Genomic DNA, 18,878 nt, shown 5'->3' with positions numbered 1-18,878 from the left:
AATGAGACGTAATCTTTTCTTGTCTAGTGGTGACTTTTTAGCTAGTTAAATAACCATTTTATCTTACAGTGTTCTCTTAATAAGAAGGGGAAATATTTAACAAACTCATGCTATTATCTATTTTTCTATATAAATGTTGGAAATTTTCTAGCTATTAGTTAATCAATATAGAAAAAGGAGAGGCTAAAAAATCATTCGCCCCCCCTCCCCAGGGTGAACTTTTAAAATTAATTAAATTATATATTTTAGAGTGTAGTTTATGGCTAGGAAAATAATAATAACTTTCTTAATTAATCTCTTTTTAATGAGCTATTCTAGAGCAGATAGCAATATCTATGTTTTAAATAATACTGATGAGGTAATTAATGTTTTCTCTTCAGGAGATTCTAATATAATAAGTGGTGATGGAATTGATGTTATAGAACCATATCAATATTTTAAGGTTTCTAAGCTAAGTCGGTATAGTAATATAGAATCAGGAAAAAGTTATTATTTCTTTATATTTTTAGGGTATGAACATCTGACATTAGCGTTGAAGTTAGATGGTAATTTACTTGGTTCAAATATGTCTTTTACTCTTACTGATCCTGAGACTACTCATGTAAGTGGTTTTAAATCTGATAGGAATATTTATTCCTCATCTAAGGGTGAATTTCAATACTACTATAAAGCTAGATATACTGGAGGCTACGATGATGTGACTTTTGTTGTAGATAGAAAAAAAGTTATTGAGCCTTACAGTAAAAATAATATAAGAGTACTAACTTATAATGTTTGGATGTTGCCTTATATCGGATCTAATATGAATCTTAGAGATGATAAGATTGTAAATGAGACTAAGGAATATGATGTAGTATTTATGCAAGAAGTGTTTCGTCGAGAAAATGAGAACGAAATTTACGCTACTATGCGTGAACACTTTGAATATAGGAGTGAAAAGCTTGATGGTGGGGGAAGCAATACCTATGATGGTGGCGTAGTTACATTTAGCAAATTTCCAATAATAGCTCAATCTCAGCATGTTTTTGATAACTGTATCGGTACCGACTGTGCTGCTGATAAAGGTGTTTTATACACTAAAATATTAAAAGATGGACGCAACTTTCATTTTCTTAATCTTCATTTAGGATCTTGGAACTCGCAAAAACATAGAGATGTTAGAATATTGCAGATATATGAAATAAAAGCCTTTCTAGAGCAGTTAAATATACCTGACGATGAGCCAATCATTCTAGGGGGGGATTTCAATATTGCCAAACATAAGTTCCCACTGGACTTCTCTATGCTGCTTGATTCCTTAAATTTATTAGAGCCGACGCTGAGTGGCCCCCTAGAGTACAGCTATGATCCATTAGTAAATATAAATTTGGCTGGTGGTGATGTATCTGAGCGTGAGCGGTTAGATTATCTTCTGTATGTTGATAATGGAGCCGTTGCTTCAAGCAAAGCTTCAATAGAGGTCTTACGTACTTTTGATACTGATATGTGGGGAATATGGGATCTCTCCGATCACCTAGCGGTTAGTGGCACTTTTTATGTTCACTGATTGCTCAATTTAAACCTCTAACGCTTACACGGGGTGGGAGAGATTGTTACTGGAGAGGTATTTAACCATATCAAATGGTCAATTCTTACATCAAAATACAACCAAGACTAGGCTAGCAACCATGATCATGGTTGCTAGCGAGGACATCAGAACTGAGATTTCACACCGAATTGTTCGGCTGCGTACGCAACGCGCTCTTTCGGTTTTGGATACTCGGCTGGCATGCCAAGGCTTTCAATGTGTTTCAAGCGAGGTAGAAGGCCAGCACCGTTAGCAATTTGGATTGCTAAACCAGGACGTGCATTCAACTCAAGCACCATTGGACCTTCTTCTTTGTCCAATACCATGTCGGTACCCATATAACCAAGGCCTGTCATTTCCCAAGCACTAGACGCAAGCTCTAGCAAACGCTCCCAGTGAGGCACTTGCAGTGTCGACAAGTCTTTCCCAGTATCTGGGTGGTGAGTGACTGGTTGGTCAAATTGTACAGCACGAATGGCTTTGCCTGTTGCGATGTCGATACCAACGCCAACCGCACCTTGGTGAAGGTTCGCCTTACCATCTGATGCTGCCGTAGAACAGCGCATCATCGCCATCACAGGGTAGCCCTTGAATACAATGATACGTACGTCTGGCACACCTTCGTAACTGAAGCCGTCGAAGCAGTCATCAAACTTAATTAAGTTCTCAACCACAGCCACATCATTCTTACCACCAAGCGAGAAAAGACCCGCTAGTGCGTTACTGATATGACGCTCAACTTCTTCTTTGTTACAGGTAGCACCTGATGGCTTAGTGTAGACGCCATCTTTGTGCGAAGTGATAACCAAGATACCTTTACCACCACTGCCTTGTGCTGGTTTGATTACAAAACCAGGCCAGTCTTCGACCATTTTGTGGATCTTTTTCACTTCAGCTTGGCTGGCAATCACACCGATAAGAGCAGGCACAGTCGCGCCTGCTGCTTCAGCGATGATCTTGGTTTTTAGCTTGTCATCCACCAATGGGTATTTGGAACGATCATTGTAGCGACCAATGTAGCTGTGATTACGCTTGTTCATTCCCATAATGCCTTTATGGCGAAGCTTTGATTGCGAAGTAAAACGTTCAAACATCGTTTAGTCCTCCGCTAGTGGTTTAAAGCGGCGCAGCTCAGTTAGACGGTAACCCGTGTATGTACCTAGTAGTAGAATACCTGCCAGTACAATAAGCTGTAGGCCGATAAAGTTAAACGTTAGGTGCTGGATGTACGTGTTAGTCATTGCTAAGTAAACCAGTACCGCTGTTAGCAGTGAACCGCCACCTTGAAGTGCTACTTCTTTCGCACCTTCTTCTTCCCATAGAATCGACATACGTTCGATAGTCCATGACAAGATGATCATTGGGAAGAAGGTAATGGTTAGACCTTCAGTTAGACCAATCTTGAATGCCACAACCGTGAACACAGAGATGATCATGATTACCGTGATGATAACCGCGGATATCCTTGCTACCAGAAGTAAGTTCAGCCTCGATAAGTAACTTCGGATGATCAGACCCGTACCAACTATCAATAGGAAGCCAACGATACCAGTCACAAGTTGCGTTTGTACAAAGGCAACCGCAATCAGAACAGGCATGAAGGTACCGGATGTCTTAAGACCGATGATAACGCGCAGGAACACGACAATCAGAGCACCGATTGGAATCAGCATGATGGTCTTGAACATCGCTTGCTCTTCAAGTGGCAAGCTGTGGATCGATAGGTTCAATAGACCGTCAGCTTCAACCTTATTGTCTGTCGCTTCTTGCGGCGTGAGTTCTTGCTTGATCATTGAGAAGTGAACTTGGCTGTTTTTACCTCCCACTAGGTCAAGTAGAGAAACGTTTGATTCATCCCACACCAGAAGGTTAGGTTGTGCTGCCGCTTGTTCTGAATTTGGTGAGAACAGAACCCACTTATCGCCAGACCAAACTTGAACCATAGGTTGGATGGTTTGACGACGACGGCCATCTTCTAGCTCGATAACACCAACGGTTTTGCTTTGTACACCTGCAGTAAGCAAGATTTTATGCAGTGCATCAGTGCGGTCAAAGTCGTTTAGAATCAGTGCCGCGTTTTGGCTGTCTGGATCGTTGAGTGTTTTGATCAGCTCACGAGCGAAAGTTTCGTTGTCTGCTGAACGGCTCATCGCACGCTCAATCAACGCGTTTGCAGCCGCTTGTTGCGGAGCTGAAAGGGTTGGTTTGGTGATTTCACCTGATGGTGGTAGTTCGTCTACCTTCGCTTGAGGGTCAACCAGGAATTGTGCTTTGTAGTAAATGGTTTGTGCGCCAGTTGCCTGACGAATTGACCATTCAGCACGGCGGCCTGAATCCGAGTTTACGTAAGAAACACCGTAACCTGGAGAAGACGCAGACTCACCGATTAAGGTGTAGCCTTTTTGTGTATGAGGGGCAGCAAGAGAAGCTTTTACTTCACCGCCGTTTGCACTGAATTCAATGCGGGCTTCAACATCCCAAACTTGACGTGTTTCACCTGGAGTCCAAGGAACGCCGTAATTCTGATGTCTGAAAACACTCAAGGCGATGCCTGCCACCACCAAAAGGATGATTGACAGGTAAAATGGTATTCTGGACGTCATAATCTACCTTATTATTTTTTCTCTTCTTCCGTTTGAATATATTTACGGCTTACATCAACCAATGCGATGTCGCGCATAAATTCTCTTCCTAGTAACACAGGATGGTTCATTTGAGAGCGATCTGCCAACGTAAATTGCGCTTTTTCATGAATTTTTCCAACGCGTACCCAAAGTTCAACAACCGCTCGACGCTCTAGTTCTTCATTGGTTGCTTGGCGGATTTTCACGTAGCGAATAATTGGCGCTTCAATCCAAATATCTTTCTCTTCTTCTGACTTGGTATTGTCAGCAAGGTGGAAACGCACCCAGTTTTTGCCATTTCGCTCGAATTCTTCAATATCGACTGCATTCAGTGAAGAAGTCGCTGCGCCAGTATCAACGCGGGCATCGAAAGTTTGTTTGATTGAATCGATCGTCACTCGCTCAATTGAACCAAGGACAATGTCATGGGTAGGAGTGGCTTGAACAGGAGCAGGCGCTTGAACAATGATAGGTTCTTTTGGCTTCCTGACTTCGTCCATCGCTTCTTTGCGGAAGGTGCTAAGTTCGCCATTTAACTTATCCACTTGGTCTTCCAGATTCTCGATGTAATCCGACTGGTTACTAAGTTGAAGCTCTAAGTTGGTAACGCGAGTATTGAAATTCGTTTCAGAAGCCTGAATAGCAGCTAACGTTTCTTGGTGGTACTGTTCGCCTTTGGTTAAAGTACATCCAGATAGTAAGGCGATGGCAACAACCGGAGTCAATCGTATAAACATTGAAAACCTTGAGATTGGAGTAAGTTGTTTGTTTTTTAGGAGTTTAGCGTTATCGACAATCGCTCACAAGCAAGAATCTGCGGCAGTCTCTTACAGAGTGAGGAATAGTGACGAAAAGCCAAAAAATTAAGGACGCAATACGCATCCTTAATTAGATTTGAAGAGAGGTTAATGTCTTAACGGAGGGAGTGAGTTAAGACAATGTCAGAAATCTCAGTTAATTATGGCTTGGTTGCCACAAGTACCGCTCGACGAGGGGCAGGGTAGCCTTCTACCGTTTTGCTCGGGTCGTTTGGATCAAGGTAATCCGGCAGCGAGTTATGTGTCATCCAATCGGTCGTGCGCTGCTCACCAACCGTCGTTACGTTTTCATCTACGATGCGCACATCTTTAAAGCCAACCAGCTCTAGCCACACTTTCAGCGCTTTCGCTGAAGGGAAGAAGTACACATTACGCATTTGCGCGTAACGAGACGTCGGAACTAATACCGCGTTCTCATCGCCTTTGATAACGAGTGTCTCAAGAACAAGCTCACCGCCTGATACCAACTGGTCTTTTAGCTGCACCAAGTGATCCAGTGGAGAGCGACGGTGGTAAAGCACGCCCATGCTGAATACGGTGTCGAACGCTTCTAACTTAGGTAGCTGTTCAATCCCTAATGGAAGAAGGTGAGCGCGTTGGTCATCGCCCATTAACTTGCGAATCGCTTCGAACTGAATTAGGAACAGGTGAGAAGGGTCAATACCAACCGTTAGGCGTGCACCTTCACCTAGCATGCGCCACATGTGGTAGCCGTTGCCACAACCCACATCTAATACGCTGCGATTTTTCAGTGGCGAGATGTGCGGAAGCACGCGATCCCATTTCCAGTCACTGCGCCATTCAGTATCGATATGAATACCGTGTACTGTGTATGGACCTTTACGCCATGGGTGGAATGTACGTAGTAGGCTTTCTAGCTTTTTCAGCTCACCTTCATGGAAAGGCGTATCGTTGCTGATGGTCACTGAGTTTTTGATGTCCACTTGGTTTGGTGCACCTTGTGGGATCTTGTTCAGCGCTTTCAGCCAGCGACCAAAGTCACCGTGCTCAGCATTTTGCCAATCTGTTAACTGTTGAGGTAATACGTTTAGCCATGGCTGAAGACGAGTGTCTTGCGCGATTAACTGATAAAAATTAGCGAAATTAAACATAGTTTTTCACTGAGTTTATGGAGTCAGCAGACCCTGGGTAAAAGTTAAATGTGTCATTCCCTACAGTGAGGGACGAACGTGATAGGGAATCTCGGTTTTTATCGTTTTTGATAAGAGATCCCCAACTCGCTCGTTCCTCGCTCTTTAGGATGACGTCCTAATGAGAGCGAACTGTGTTGCGAAGCTTATTTAATCGCAAACATCGAACCGAAGTTAAAGCACTGGAACCAAACGTCGTAGCTTGAGAAACCAATTTCTGCGAAACGCTCTTTATGGTCTTTCTTTGAATCAGGACGCATCACGTTTTCAATCGCGCTGCGTTTTTGGCTGATTTCTAGTTCGCTGTAGCCATTTGCACGTTTAAAGTCGTGGTGAAGGTCAATCAACAGCTCGTTAGATACTTCATCTTCAAACACGAACTTTTCAGACAGAATCAAAATACCGCCCGGACGCAGACCCGCGTAGATTTTCTCTAGTAGCGCATAGCGGTCTTCTGGAGAAAGGAATTGCAGCGTAAAGTTCAGCACCACAACAGATGCGTTTTCGATTTCGATATTACGAATGTCTGCTTCGACTACATCAACTGGCGTATCACTGCGGTATGCGTTGACGTGAAGCTTACAGCGCTCAACCATCGCAGGAGAGTTGTCCACTGCAATGATTTGGCAACCTTCTTGTTTGATATGACGACGCATTGACAGCGTAGCAGCACCCAAAGAACAACCTAGGTCGTAGATGTTTGAGTGAGGCTTAACAAAGCGCTCTGCCAACATACCAATTGCAGAAATGATGTTGCTGTAACCCGGCACCGATCGTTGAATCATGTCAGGGAAAACTTCCGCTACGCGTTCATCGAACGTGAAATCCCCAATTTTATCGATTGGAGCCGAAAAAATAGTATCTGGATTGCTCTTAGGGTTCATAACCAAATCTCTGCATACAAGCCGCCTGAAATGTCAGGCATCAAAAAAGGCGCGTATTTTATGGGAAATTCGCGCCTCTGTCATTTGCTTAATTATAAGCTTGTCTAAAACATTTGTATTTGCGAGTTGCCATCGTTGGCAGGAAATACAGACAAGTTCGGCAGTGAGAGCCTAAGTTGTAGCTGCTTATACAGCTTTTCAGCCAGTTCTGGTGCTAACACGTTATCTGGTGTGTGAATCATCAAGTACGGTTGAATACCTTGTTCAATCCACATCGACAGCTTCTTCAACCAAGGTTCGAAAAAGCGCAGGTTATCGTCCATATCTGGATGGCCAATAAAACGAATCATTGGATGCTTGGCGGTAGCAATTGCATGCACCGGAACGCGAGGCTTTTTCTGGTGGGCATCGATCACCGCTTCTGTTGTCGGCTGCGCGGCAAATACAGGGCGGCTGTCCATAATAATGCGGTCAATGCCGCTCTCTAACAGCCACAGATTCAACGCACGCTCTTCTTCACCTTTGGAGAAAAAAGCCATATGACGGACTTCCACCCCAAGTGGGAAATTCGGCGGAAAGCTGGCACAGAACTTCTTCAGGCGCTCAAGATGCTCAGGCCCAAAAGCGGCAGGAAGCTGAATCGTCCATTGCCCAACACGCTCATGAAGTGGTTCCATGATCGTCATAAAGTCACGTAACTGCTCGTCGCAACCTCTGAGCATCTGTTCGTGAGTAATGGCTTTTGGCAACTTAAAGGTGAATTTGAAATCGTCGTGAGTCGCGGCTTTCCAGTTTTGCACCGTGTTGAGCGTCGGTGTGGCATAAAAGGTGGTGTTGCCTTCTACGGTATGGAACACCTGCGCGTACTTTTCGAGTCGCTCTGCAGGCTTGGTGCCACTGCCATAAAAGCTTTGCTGCCACTGGTTGTGCGACCACATGGTCAATCCAAGTCGAAGGGGTAAATTATCCATATCTCTGCTTTACGTTTTTTCCTGAGCCCACTTTACGAGAGTTTTGCTGAAATGGGTAATTTCACGCTATAATCCCCACCAATTTTTTCGCTTTGGTGCGCTTTTGAACATTTGTTGTACTAAAAACCACCAATGAATGATAAAACACACTTAATTGTATGTTGAGTAGTCGATTTTCATAGGCTTTCAGCGTATAAATGGATCTTTACTCTGCTCGGCAATGAGGCTGACAGAGCGTAGTTAACAATATTTGAGAGATTGGGAATTTCATTATGCGTACCCATTACTGTGGTCACCTGAACAAGTCCCTTGCAGGACAAACTGTAGAACTTTGCGGCTGGGTTAACCGTCGTCGTGATTTAGGCGGTCTTATTTTTATCGATATGCGAGATCGCGAAGGTATCGTTCAGGTAGTTGTTGATCCAGATATGGCAGATGCGTATGAAGTGGCTAACACACTTCGTAATGAATTCTGTATCAAGCTAACTGGTGAAGTTCGCGTTCGTCCAGAAAGCCAAGTAAACAAAGACATGGCAACAGGTGAAGTTGAGATCCTTGCAAAAGGTCTTGAAATCATCAACCGCTCTGACGTTCTGCCTCTAGACTTCAACCAAAAGAACTCTGAAGAGCAACGTCTGAAGTACCGTTACCTAGATCTACGTCGTCCAGAAATGAGCGACCGCATCAAGCTACGTGCTAAAGCGTCTAGCTTTGTTCGTCGTTTCCTAGATGACAACGGCTTCCTAGACATCGAAACACCAGTACTAACAAAAGCGACACCAGAAGGCGCTCGTGACTACCTAGTACCTAGCCGTGTTCACAAAGGTAGCTTCTACGCGCTTCCTCAGTCTCCACAGCTATTCAAACAGCTTCTAATGATGTCTGGTTTTGACCGTTACTACCAAATCGTTAAGTGTTTCCGTGATGAAGACTTGCGTGCTGACCGTCAACCAGAATTCACTCAGATCGATATCGAAACGTCATTCATGACGGCTGACCAAGTTCGTGCAACGACTGAGAAAATGGTTCGTGAAATGTGGCAAGAGCTACTGAACGTTGACCTAGGTGAATTCCCAGTAATGCCGTTCAGCGAAGCGATTCGTCGTTTCGGTTCTGATAAGCCAGACCTACGTAACCCACTAGAACTCGTAGACGTTGTTGACCTAGTGAAAGACGTTGAGTTCAAAGTATTCTCTGGTCCAGCAAACGACGAGAAAGGTCGCGTTGCAGTTATCCGCGTACCAGGTGGTGCTGAGCTTACTCGTAAGCAAATCGACGGCTACGCAGAATTCGTAGGTATCTACGGTGCGAAAGGTCTAGCATGGATGAAGGTTAACGACCGTGCAGCAGGCATGGAAGGCATCCAATCTCCAGTAGCTAAATTCCTAAACGAAGACGTGATCAACGGTATCCTAGATCGCACTCAAGCGGAATCTGGCGACATCATCCTATTTGGCGCAGACAAAGCAAACATCGTTGCTGAAGCACTAGGTGCACTTCGTCTTAAACTTGGTAAAGACCTAGAGCTAACGCAAGAAGGCACTTGGGCTCCACTATGGGTTGTTGACTTCCCAATGTTCGAAGAAGACGACGAAGGTAACCTGCACGCAATGCACCACCCATTCACATCACCTCTAGGTGTGACTGCGGAAGAGCTAAAAGCGAACCCAGCAGCGGCGAACTCAAACGCATACGACATGGTTCTAAACGGCTACGAAGTTGGCGGTGGTTCTGTACGTATTCACAACGCAGAAATGCAAGCAGCAGTATTCGATATCCTAGGTATTAATGCAGAAGAGCAACAACTGAAATTCGGCTTCCTATTGGACGCTCTGAAATTCGGTACGCCTCCACACGCTGGTCTTGCATTCGGTCTAGACCGTCTAGTGATGCTACTATGTGGTACAGAGAACATCCGTGATGTTATCGCGTTCCCTAAAACAACTGCGGCGGCGTGTCTACTAACAGACGCACCAAGCCTTGCAAACCCAGCGGCTCTAGAAGAGCTAGCGATTGCAGTGACAGTTGCGAAAGAAAAAGACGCAGAATAAGCGCACAACAATTAAAGAAAAAACTCCCGCATCTGCGGGAGTTTTTGTTTTAATGGCAACTATTCTCATACTTACAGTGAGTTATTGATTAGGACTCTTCATGTCAATTATTTTGGGCATTGACCCAGGCTCTCGTATTACCGGTTATGGCGTGATTCGCCAGCAAGGTCGTCATTTGCAATATCTAGGCAGCGGATGTATTCGCACTTCTGAAAAAGAGCTGCCAGGTCGTCTCAAGCAAATCTACGCAGGCGTGACGGAAATCATCACCCAGTTTCAACCAGATGTATTTGCCATCGAACAAGTGTTTATGGCGAAGAATGCCGATTCTGCACTAAAGCTAGGGCAGGCGCGTGGTAGCGCAATTGTGGCGGCTGTGAATGCGGATCTTCCGGTGCATGAGTACGCGGCACGTCTTATTAAACAAGCGGTAACGGGCACAGGTGGTGCAGACAAAGTTCAGGTTCAACATATGGTTCAACACATGCTTAAATTGCCAGCCAAGCCTCAAGCCGATGCTGCCGATGCGTTGGGTGTTGCCATTTGTCACGCTAACACCAATAAGACACTAGTGGCGCTCGCAGGCAAAGCTACCAGTGCAAGAAAAGGTCGTTACCGTTAGGCGTGTTCTCGTATTAAAAATGAGACATATCAGACAGATTTAAGGATTAAATTTGTTGAGAAAATGTTACAAAACTATAGTGGTCAGAGGTCTAATAAGAAATCAATCAAGGAAGATTGAACATGAATCCAGCCACGCTGTGGCGCAGTGCATTTATGCCGCGCCAAACTCAATGGACGAGAACACAACAACGTCAAGCCGACATCCTCTCTCTATTTACCCTCATCGCTTTTCTCGTCGGGATCTATAGCCTGATCAAATGGTCCAAACATGGACATGAAAGCTTAATTTTCACCTCAATACTCTTAATCGCACTCGAACTGATATCCGCCTTCAGCCTGAAATGGTTCAAGAAACCAGCATTGTCGCTCAATTTGGGTTTTGTTGGCATGTCAGTACATGCGCTTAACATCATCTATCAAAGTGGTGGTGTGGTCGATTCAACCCAAACTTACTGGGTACCTTTGTTAGTCGTCGCTTTCTTTTTATCTGGCACTCGTATCATGGCGATCTCATGGAGCGCGTTAGTGATAGTGCTTTATGCGGTAATGACGTATCAGCATGTGTCTGGTTTTGGTTTTCCTCAACTTGTGTTGTCTGAATCTGCCCAGCGTGTGGAAATATGGTCAGGCACCGTGTTACCGCTGGTGGTGTCTGTATTGCACAAGCCTTTACCGCCAAGCAGCGAGACATCGCGATTGAAAGTGCAGAGAAAGCCAAAGCAGAAAGTGAGTTGGTGGCGCAGAAGGCAACAGAAGGAGAGCTACGTTTAGCAGAGGTGCTAGAGCAGGCGAATCAAAACTCAAGTGAGTTGAAACAAGTCTCTCAAGTGTTGGACGAACAATCATCACAATTGGATGCTCAAGTGAATGCGCTCAATATAAACAGTGAATCCCAAGCGAGTGCAGCCGAGCAAATGAGTCAGCAAGTGCATCACATGGCGACGGGGATAGAAGAGTCCAGCAAGTTTGTCGAAGAGCTACGAGAGAAGAGTGAAGAGGTTCATCAACAAGCTGAGAAAAGCTCGGAATTGCTGGAGGATTCAACCCAAGCGATCAGCCAGATCATTACCAGCCATGAAGATATCATGAAAGTGGCAGACTTGATTACCTCGGTCGCAGAGCAAACCAACTTGTTGGCACTCAATGCCGCTATTGAAGCGGCGCGAGCGGGTGAGCAGGGCAGAGGCTTTGCGGTCGTTGCGGAACAAGTAAGAGAGCTTTCGGCTAAGAGCAGTCAGTCGGCGGTGGAAATTCGCAACTTGCTTGATCGCAGTGAGCAAGAAGTGAAGCATGGTCAAAGCGTTGTGACGTCAAGTACAGAGCGAATGAACACCATTATTCAGCAAGTTACCACCATCTCTCATGATGTGCAGAGTCTGTCTGGCATCATGGCAACGCAAATGACGGCTTTAAAAGAGTTAGATGAAGCCAGCAGTGAAGTGGCTAACGGTGTAGTGAACACCAAAACTATTGCCGAAACTGTCGCGCAATACGGAACCGAGTTGAATGGGCAAGTGGTCGCGGTACGCAACCTCACACAGCAACTTGATCAAGTTGTCTCAAAAATCTAACCCCACCGCATAAAGGACTGGATGTCTATCCAGTTCTTTATTATCCTGTCGCAAATTCATTTCCAAAGAGTATTTACAGTGATTGGACGTCTTCGCGGCACTCTGCTTGAAAAGCAACCACCTGAAGTTTTAATTGAAGTTAATGGCATTGGCTATGAAGTTCAGATGCCAATGAGCTGTTTCTACGAACTGCCAAATGTCGGTGAAGAAGCCATTATTTATACTCACTTTGTTGTGCGTGAAGACGCGCAATTGCTTTACGGTTTCAACACTGTCAAAGAACGTGCGCTTTTCCGTGAAGTGATCAAAGCGAACGGTGTTGGTCCTAAGCTAGGTCTGGGTATCCTTTCAGGTATGACTGCGAGCCAATTCGTTTCTTGCGTAGAGCGTGAAGACATTTCAACGCTTGTAAAACTACCGGGTGTTGGCAAGAAGACAGCTGAACGCCTGGTCGTTGAAATGAAAGACCGCCTGAAAGGGTGGGGCGCTGGCGATCTGTTTACTCCGTTTACTGATGCAGCACCTGCGGACTCTGGTTCTGCGGCTTCTAACAACGCAGAAGAAGAGGCAATCAGTGCGCTTCTTGCTCTAGGCTACAAGCCGACTCAAGCGTCGAAAGTGGTTTCTCAGATCGCTAAACCGGATATGACCAGTGAGCAACTGATCCGTGAAGCACTAAAATCAATGGTGTAACGGAAAGCCCAAGGGAACAATATGATTGAAGCCGATCGTTTAATCGCGCCAGAAAATCCTTCGTTTCGTGAAGAAGACGTCATCGACCGCGCGATTCGTCCTAAGAAGCTGGCGGATTACCAAGGTCAGGATCACGTGCGTGATCAGATGGAAATTTTCATCAAAGCCGCTCAATTACGAAATGAAGCGCTCGACCACCTTTTGATTTTTGGTCCTCCAGGTTTGGGTAAAACCACGCTTGCGAACATCGTTGCCAATGAGATGGAAGTGAACATTCGTACCACTTCTGGCCCTGTACTCGAGAAAGCAGGGGACTTAGCGGCGCTGTTGACCAATTTAGAAGAAAACGATGTGTTATTCATTGATGAGATCCACCGCTTAAGCCCGATGGTTGAAGAGGTGTTGTATCCAGCGATGGAAGACTACCAGTTAGACATCATGATTGGTGAAGGCCCGGCGGCACGCTCTATCAAAATTGATTTACCACCTTTCACTTTGATCGGTGCAACGACGCGTGCAGGCTCTTTGACATCACCACTGCGTGACCGTTTCGGTATTACTCAGCGTCTTGAATACTACAAAGTGAAAGACCTGCAAGATATCGTTCAGCGCAGTGCTGACTGTTTGGGTTTGTCTATGGAGTCGGAAGGGGCGTTAGAAGTTGCTCGCCGTGCTCGTGGCACGCCACGTATTGCTAACCGATTGCTACGTCGAGTTCGTGACTATGCGGAAGTAAAAGGCAACGGTCACATTTGTGCTGATACCGCAGACAAGGCATTGAACATGCTCGATGTCGATGCCGAAGGTTTTGATTATATGGACCGTAAGCTGCTGTTAGCGATCATGGAGAAGTTTGGCGGTGGGCCTGTTGGTTTGGACAACATGGCTGCGGCGATCGGTGAAGAGAAAGACACCATCGAAGACGTTCTTGAACCATATCTAATCCAACAAGGCTATTTGCAACGCACTCCGCGTGGTAGAATTGCCACCGATCGTGCTTATTTGCATTTCGGAATTGAAAAGTAAGATTTCAACGCTGAGCACGTAGTGCTCAGCTTTTCACCAATGTTGACCAACCTCTCATTTATTAAATCTCTTCTAATACAAAATAGGTAATAAAAACTTATTGGTTGTTAACTCTATGTTCTTAGCCAACTGATAAATCTCTCTCCTGATTACGCTCCTTTAACATCCCTTTTAAATATCGTTTGATCTAGATCAAATTGATGGATTTTTGTTCAAACTCGGCGCCTAAAGATTGATATATATCAAAGCGGTTTCCTGCTATAAACCTTTTGAAACAAACTGTTTTTAGAAGTAATATTAGGTTCAGCTATATTAGCTAATGCTTAACAATTAACTAACCAACGAAGCACATTTTTGCAACAAAGCGTTGTGATAATTCAACATTTTTCAAGTGTAAATAACACTTGTGTATGGATTGCAATATGTAGAGAGTGTCATTCAGCCGACACATAGGAGTTACCATGATTGACGTAGTTGATCTGTCGCGGTTGCAGTTTGCACTGACAGCGATGTATCACTTCCTATTCGTACCATTGACCCTTGGTATGGCCTTTCTTTTGGCCATTATGGAATCGATGTACGTAATGACGAACAAGCAAATCTACAAGGACATGACCAAGTTCTGGGGTAAGCTGTTCGGTATTAACTTTGCACTTGGTGTGGCTACCGGCCTTACCATGGAGTTCCAGTTTGGTACGAACTGGTCTTACTATTCCCACTATGTAGGTGACATCTTCGGTGCGCCACTTGCGATCGAAGCACTGGTTGCTTTCTTCCTGGAGTCAACTTTTGTTGGTCTATTCTTCTTCGGGTGGGATCGTCTATCGAAACGTCAACACTTGGCGGTAACCTGGTTGGTTGCTCTAGGTTCTAACTTCTCTGCACTTTGGATTCTTATCGCGAACGGCTGGATGCAAAACCCAGTAGGCGCAGAATTCAACTTCGAAACCATGCGTATGGAAATGGTGAGCTTTGCAGACGTTGTTCTAAACCCAGTAGCGCAAGTTAAATTTGTACACACAGTAGCGTCAGGTTACACGTGTGGTGCAATGTTCGTTCTAGGCATCAGTTCATACTACCTACTGAAAGGCCGTGACGTGGCGTTTGCTCGTCGCTCATTTGCTATCGCAGCATCTTTCGGTATGGCAGCAATCCTATCGACAATCGTTCTAGGTGACGAATCTGGTTACGAGTTGGGTGAAGTTCAAAAAGTGAAACTAGCGGCAGTTGAAGCAGAATGGCACACAGAGCCTGCGCCTGCAGCATTCACGCTATTTGGTATTCCAAACCAAGAAACAATGAACACCGATTACGCAATCAAGATCCCTTACGTAATGGGTATCATCGCAACGCGTTCATTTGACGAGCAAGTAACAGGTCTACACGATCTACGTGAAGAGCACGTTGACCGTATCCGTACAGGTATGTACGCGTACGAGCTACTTGAAAAACTGCGTGCAGGCGACAAGTCTGAAGCAAACATGACAGCGTTTGACGAAGTGAAAGGTGACCTAGGTTACGGTCTACTTCTAAAACGTTACACAGAAAACGTTGTTGACGCGACTGAGGAGCAAATCCAAGCGGCTGCGGATGACTCAATTCCAACTGTATGGCCGTTGTTTAGCGCGTTCCGAATCATGGTTGCGTGTGGCTTCATCATGCTATTCGTGTTTGGTGCGTCATTCATCCAAACATGTCGTCAGAAGATCGAACAGAAACCTTGGATTCTTAAAGCTGCATTGTTCAGCATTCCACTTCCATGGATTGCGATCGAAGCAGGTTGGTTCGTTGCAGAATACGGTCGTCAGCCTTGGGCAGTAGGTGAAATTCTACCTGTTCATGTAGCGGCATCTGCACTGACTGCAGGTCAGATTTGGACTTCACTATTCGCAATCCTAGCGCTATACACTGTGTTCCTAATCGCAGAGGTATACCTAATGGTGAAATTCGCTCGTAAAGGTCCAAGCAGCCTGAAAACAGGTCGCTACCACTTCGAGCAAAACGCTGACTCTGTTGAAGACAAAGTTAGTCGCCAAGTAGAAGCGTAAGGCAAGGAGATAACAAGATGTTTGATTACGAAATCTTGCGATTCATCTGGTGGGTACTGATCGGTATTCTACTAGTTGGTTTCGCGATTACTGACGGTTTCGATATGGGTGTAGGCGCGCTTGTACCTGTAATCGGTAAAAACGACACGCAACGTCGTGTGATGATTAACTCAATCGCTCCGCACTGGGATGGTAACCAAGTATGGCTTATCACTGCAGGTGGCGCATTGTTCGCTGCATGGCCTCTAGTTTACGCAACATCGTTCTCTGGTTTCTACCTAGCGATGATCCTAACTCTAGCGGCACTTTGGCTACGTCCACTTGGTCTTGATTACCGTTCGAAAATCGAAGATCCAAAATGGCGTAACACTTGGGATATCTGTATCTCAATCAGTGGCTTCGTTCCACCAATCATCTTTGGTGTTGCGTTTGGTAACCTTCTACAAGGTGTTCCATTCCAGTTGAACGAGTTCCTAATGCCAACGTACCACGGTTCATTCTTCGGTCTACTAAACCCATTTGCTCTGCTATGTGGTCTAGTAAGCTTGTTCATGATCCTGATGCAAGGCGCAACTTGGCTACAAATGAAAACAACTGGCGAAGTACACACTCGTGCTCGTAACGTAGCTCAGCTTACTGGCCTACTAACAGTGGTTGCTTTCGTAGCAGCAGGCTTCTGGATCCAAAACATTGAAGGCTACGTAATCGTAGGTGGCATCGATACTGCAGCAGCGTCTAACCCTCTAAACAAAGAGGTTATCCGTGAGGCAGGCGCGTGGATGACGAACTTCGAAACTTACCCACTACTATGGGCTGCACCTGTATTGGGTGTTGCTATGCCGCTTCTAGCTGTATTGGCATCTCGTCTAGAGAAGTGTGGTATTGCGTTCCTAACATCAAGCCTAGGTAACGCTGGCGTTATCTTTACTGCTGGTATTGCGATGTTCCCATTCATCATGCCATCAGACGTAGTGCCAAGCCACAGCTTAACAATGTGGGATGCAACTTCATCTGAGCTGACTCTGAACCTAATGACAGGCGTAGCGTTTGTTATGGTTCCAATCATCTTGGCTTACACGTCTTGGACTTACTACAAGATGTTCGGTCGTTTAGATGATCAGTTCATCGAAGAAAACAAAAACTCACTTTACTAAGGAGCTATTACTATGTGGTATTTCGCATGGATTCTAGGTGTACTACTTGCTTGTGCATTCGGTATCATCAACGCTCTTTGGTTAGAGCACTCAGAAATGATGGATAAAGACAGTGAGTAATCTCGCTGACAAGGTAGCGAAACTTCACGCACCAATGGACAAGACTCTGTTGAGAGTCTTGGCCTTAATCCTCGGCTTTATGCACGTTGGATTGGTGATGTGGGATCCAAACGCATACCATCGAGAAATTGGTGGCTTTAATGCGTTTATCGCGCCAGCATTGATTTGGGCTTGTTGCTCAACCATGGTGTATGGCGTGGGTTTTAAACCGAGAAACTGGTACTGGCAAGTATTGTTCAGCCCTTACTTCTCATTTGCTATCTTAATTTATCTGACTGCACTGTATTTCATGTAAGCGTTACACTTTGAAATAAAGTCGGTTACTAAATCATCGAATAAAAGCCAGGCAGTTTGTCTGGCTTTTATTTTTTCTACAAAATTCAAAAATATTCCCTTCGCTCAGTACCAATTACCGCCGCTTCAGTTATAGTAATTGCTTTAAAGAATTGAAATTACTGGTACTCCCTTGCAAGGCACATCAAATCCCTTCCGCTGGCCGATCACCGTGTATTACGAAGACACGGATGCTGGCGGCGTTGTATATCATTCAAATTATTTGAAATTCTTTGAACGTGCGCGCACTGAGATGTTGCGTGCAAAAGGCGTTTCCCAACATGTGTTATTGGAACAAAACATAGGCTTTGTTGTCCGACACATGGATATCGATTTCAACCAAGGCGCTAGGCTGGACGAGCATTTGACCGTTCTAACCCGAGTGTCAGAAATAAAACGTGCTTCCCTGCAATTCTGTCAAGAGTTAGTCAATGATGAAGGCAGAACATTGTGCAAGGCAATGGTTAAGGTAGCATGTATCGATAATAAGAAAATGAAGCCAATTGCGATTCCATCATTTATCAATTCGGAGCTAACAAATAGTGACTGCTGATATTTCCATTTTAGATCTCTTTCTTCAGGCCAGTCTGTTGGTAAAGCTTGTGATGTTGACACTGCTAGGCATGTCAATCGCATCATGGGCTATGATCATTAAGCGCAGCAAAGTCTTATCTCAAGCATCAAAAGATGCAGAGTCATTTGAAGACAAATTTTGGTCGGGCACGGATCTTTCACAGCTTTATCAAAAAGTGAAAGGCCGCAAAGACGACATCACGGGCACAGAAGAAATCTTCTACGCAGGTTTTACCGAGTTCGCACGCCTACGTAAGAGCAACGCAAACTCACCCGCTTACATCATGGAAGGTACTGGCCGTGCAATGCGCGTCGCCGTTGCTCGTGAAGTTGATGAACTTGAAACCAGCCTACCATTCCTTGCAACGGTTGGTTCTATTAGTCCATACATTGGTCTGTTTGGTACCGTTTGGGGCATCATGCACGCGTTCATCGCTTTAGGTGAAGTGAAGCAAGCAACGCTTTCAATGGTAGCGCCAGGTATCGCAGAAGCACTGATTGCGACAGCGATGGGCCTATTCGCGGCAATCCCTGCGGTTATGGCTTACAACCGTCTAAGTAACAAAGTAAGTAAGCTAGAACACACATACGCCACTTTCTCTGAAGAATTCCACAGCATTCTGCACCGTCAAGCGATGGCGGGTCGAGACAGCGCAAGTAAGGAATAAGT

At 45.2% G+C, this 18,878-nt stretch carries 17 protein-coding genes and 1 pseudogene; 12 read left to right on the top strand and 6 right to left on the bottom strand.

The features are described from left to right. Positions 1–259 precede the first annotated feature (259 nt). The gene (locus tag KIV40_RS08515; RefSeq protein ID WP_285348678.1) at positions 260–1,546 is read left to right on the top strand and encodes a sphingomyelin phosphodiesterase; all 1,287 of its coding nucleotides are present in this window, start codon (positions 260–262) and stop codon (positions 1,544–1,546) included. Positions 1,547–1,692: 146 nt separating this feature from the next. Here the strand turns inward: KIV40_RS08515 and KIV40_RS08510 are convergent, their stop codons facing one another. The 6 genes from KIV40_RS08510 to KIV40_RS08485 all read right to left on the bottom strand — a co-directional run bounded on the left by KIV40_RS08510 (position 1,693) and on the right by KIV40_RS08485 (position 8,015). Then, the gene (locus tag KIV40_RS08510) at positions 1,693–2,661 is read right to left on the bottom strand and encodes an alpha-L-glutamate ligase-like protein (RefSeq protein ID WP_285348677.1); all 969 of its coding nucleotides are present in this window, start codon (positions 2,659–2,661) and stop codon (positions 1,693–1,695) included. A 3-nt stretch (positions 2,662–2,664) separates the two neighbouring features. Further along, positions 2,665–4,170 (bottom strand): inactive transglutaminase family protein, encoded by a 1,506-nt coding sequence (locus KIV40_RS08505; protein ID WP_285348676.1) that lies wholly within the window; start codon positions 4,168–4,170, stop codon positions 2,665–2,667. 11 nt (positions 4,171–4,181) lie between these two features. Beyond that, the gene (locus tag KIV40_RS08500) at positions 4,182–4,928 is read right to left on the bottom strand and encodes an ATP-dependent zinc protease (RefSeq protein ID WP_005426107.1); all 747 of its coding nucleotides are present in this window, start codon (positions 4,926–4,928) and stop codon (positions 4,182–4,184) included. 221 nt (positions 4,929–5,149) lie between these two features. After that, on the bottom strand, positions 5,150–6,121 hold the full coding sequence (cmoB, locus tag KIV40_RS08495) for a tRNA 5-methoxyuridine(34)/uridine 5-oxyacetic acid(34) synthase CmoB (protein WP_285348674.1): 972 nt from the start codon (positions 6,119–6,121) through the stop codon (positions 5,150–5,152). A gap of 185 nt (positions 6,122–6,306) precedes the next feature. Then, positions 6,307–7,044 carry a carboxy-S-adenosyl-L-methionine synthase CmoA gene (gene cmoA, locus KIV40_RS08490; protein ID WP_005426299.1) on the bottom strand — a complete coding sequence of 246 codons (738 nt, stop codon included), beginning with the start codon at positions 7,042–7,044 and terminating at the stop codon, positions 6,307–6,309. Positions 7,045–7,148: 104 nt separating this feature from the next. Further along, the gene (locus KIV40_RS08485; protein ID WP_285348672.1) at positions 7,149–8,015 is read right to left on the bottom strand and encodes a DUF72 domain-containing protein; all 867 of its coding nucleotides are present in this window, start codon (positions 8,013–8,015) and stop codon (positions 7,149–7,151) included. 272 nt (positions 8,016–8,287) lie between these two features. Between KIV40_RS08485 and aspS the strand changes: the two genes are divergently transcribed. The 11 genes and pseudogenes from aspS (at position 8,288) to tolQ (ending at position 18,876) form a co-directional block, all read left to right on the top strand. Continuing rightward, on the top strand, positions 8,288–10,066 hold the full coding sequence (gene aspS / locus KIV40_RS08480; RefSeq protein WP_285348671.1) for an aspartate--tRNA ligase: 1,779 nt from the start codon (positions 8,288–8,290) through the stop codon (positions 10,064–10,066). Between the two features lie 100 nt (positions 10,067–10,166). Continuing rightward, the gene (gene ruvC, locus KIV40_RS08475; RefSeq protein WP_005426231.1) at positions 10,167–10,688 is read left to right on the top strand and encodes a crossover junction endodeoxyribonuclease RuvC; all 522 of its coding nucleotides are present in this window, start codon (positions 10,167–10,169) and stop codon (positions 10,686–10,688) included. A 122-nt stretch (positions 10,689–10,810) separates the two neighbouring features. After that, a pseudogene (locus KIV40_RS08470) lies at positions 10,811–12,261 on the top strand (methyl-accepting chemotaxis protein). A gap of 78 nt (positions 12,262–12,339) precedes the next feature. Further along, on the top strand, positions 12,340–12,954 hold the full coding sequence (ruvA, locus tag KIV40_RS08465; RefSeq protein WP_043882971.1) for a Holliday junction branch migration protein RuvA: 615 nt from the start codon (positions 12,340–12,342) through the stop codon (positions 12,952–12,954). 21 nt (positions 12,955–12,975) lie between these two features. Next, positions 12,976–13,980, top strand: coding sequence for a Holliday junction branch migration DNA helicase RuvB (gene ruvB / locus KIV40_RS08460; RefSeq protein WP_005426235.1), 1,005 nt, complete (start codon positions 12,976–12,978; stop codon positions 13,978–13,980). A gap of 461 nt (positions 13,981–14,441) precedes the next feature. Further along, positions 14,442–16,028 (top strand): cytochrome ubiquinol oxidase subunit I, encoded by a 1,587-nt coding sequence (gene cydA, locus KIV40_RS08455; protein ID WP_012127445.1) that lies wholly within the window; start codon positions 14,442–14,444, stop codon positions 16,026–16,028. A gap of 17 nt (positions 16,029–16,045) precedes the next feature. Continuing rightward, positions 16,046–17,182: a cytochrome d ubiquinol oxidase subunit II gene (gene cydB, locus KIV40_RS08450; RefSeq protein ID WP_285348670.1), complete on the top strand. Its 1,137-nt coding sequence runs from the start codon at positions 16,046–16,048 to the stop codon at positions 17,180–17,182. Positions 17,183–17,194: 12 nt separating this feature from the next. After that, positions 17,195–17,302, top strand: a complete 108-nt coding sequence (gene cydX / locus KIV40_RS08445) for a cytochrome bd-I oxidase subunit CydX (protein WP_000270284.1) — start codon at positions 17,195–17,197, stop codon at positions 17,300–17,302. Further along, positions 17,295–17,597, top strand: coding sequence for a cyd operon protein YbgE (gene ybgE / locus KIV40_RS08440; RefSeq protein WP_285348669.1), 303 nt, complete (start codon positions 17,295–17,297; stop codon positions 17,595–17,597). The genes cydX and ybgE overlap by 8 nt, the downstream gene beginning before the upstream one ends. 171 nt (positions 17,598–17,768) lie before the next feature. Then, on the top strand, positions 17,769–18,188 hold the full coding sequence (gene ybgC / locus KIV40_RS08435) for a tol-pal system-associated acyl-CoA thioesterase (RefSeq protein ID WP_005426200.1): 420 nt from the start codon (positions 17,769–17,771) through the stop codon (positions 18,186–18,188). Continuing rightward, positions 18,178–18,876, top strand: a complete 699-nt coding sequence (gene tolQ, locus KIV40_RS08430) for a protein TolQ (protein WP_005426224.1) — start codon at positions 18,178–18,180, stop codon at positions 18,874–18,876. The genes ybgC and tolQ overlap by 11 nt, the downstream gene beginning before the upstream one ends. The last annotated feature ends 2 nt before the right edge of the window (positions 18,877–18,878 follow it).

The sequence above is a fragment of the Vibrio sp. D173a genome, from assembly GCF_030248475.1.
The sequence above is the reverse complement of the archived record's forward strand: the minus strand, read 5'-3'. Positions and strand labels throughout refer to the sequence as shown.

Coding starts and splice junctions, on each gene's coding strand:
- KIV40_RS08515 (WP_285348678.1), top strand. CDS start 260: ATGGCTAGGAAAATAATAATAACTTTCTTAATTAATCTCTTTTTAATG.
- KIV40_RS08510 (WP_285348677.1), bottom strand. CDS start 2,661: ATGTTTGAACGTTTTACTTCGCAATCAAAGCTTCGCCATAAAGGCATT.
- KIV40_RS08505 (WP_285348676.1), bottom strand. CDS start 4,170: ATGACGTCCAGAATACCATTTTACCTGTCAATCATCCTTTTGGTGGTG.
- KIV40_RS08500 (WP_005426107.1), bottom strand. CDS start 4,928: ATGTTTATACGATTGACTCCGGTTGTTGCCATCGCCTTACTATCTGGA.
- cmoB (WP_285348674.1), bottom strand. CDS start 6,121: ATGTTTAATTTCGCTAATTTTTATCAGTTAATCGCGCAAGACACTCGT.
- cmoA (WP_005426299.1), bottom strand. CDS start 7,044: ATGAACCCTAAGAGCAATCCAGATACTATTTTTTCGGCTCCAATCGAT.
- KIV40_RS08485 (WP_285348672.1), bottom strand. CDS start 8,015: ATGGATAATTTACCCCTTCGACTTGGATTGACCATGTGGTCGCACAAC.
- aspS (WP_285348671.1), top strand. CDS start 8,288: ATGCGTACCCATTACTGTGGTCACCTGAACAAGTCCCTTGCAGGACAA.
- ruvC (WP_005426231.1), top strand. CDS start 10,167: ATGTCAATTATTTTGGGCATTGACCCAGGCTCTCGTATTACCGGTTAT.
- ruvB (WP_005426235.1), top strand. CDS start 12,976: ATGATTGAAGCCGATCGTTTAATCGCGCCAGAAAATCCTTCGTTTCGT.
- cydA (WP_012127445.1), top strand. CDS start 14,442: ATGATTGACGTAGTTGATCTGTCGCGGTTGCAGTTTGCACTGACAGCG.
- cydB (WP_285348670.1), top strand. CDS start 16,046: ATGTTTGATTACGAAATCTTGCGATTCATCTGGTGGGTACTGATCGGT.
- cydX (WP_000270284.1), top strand. CDS start 17,195: ATGTGGTATTTCGCATGGATTCTAGGTGTACTACTTGCTTGTGCATTC.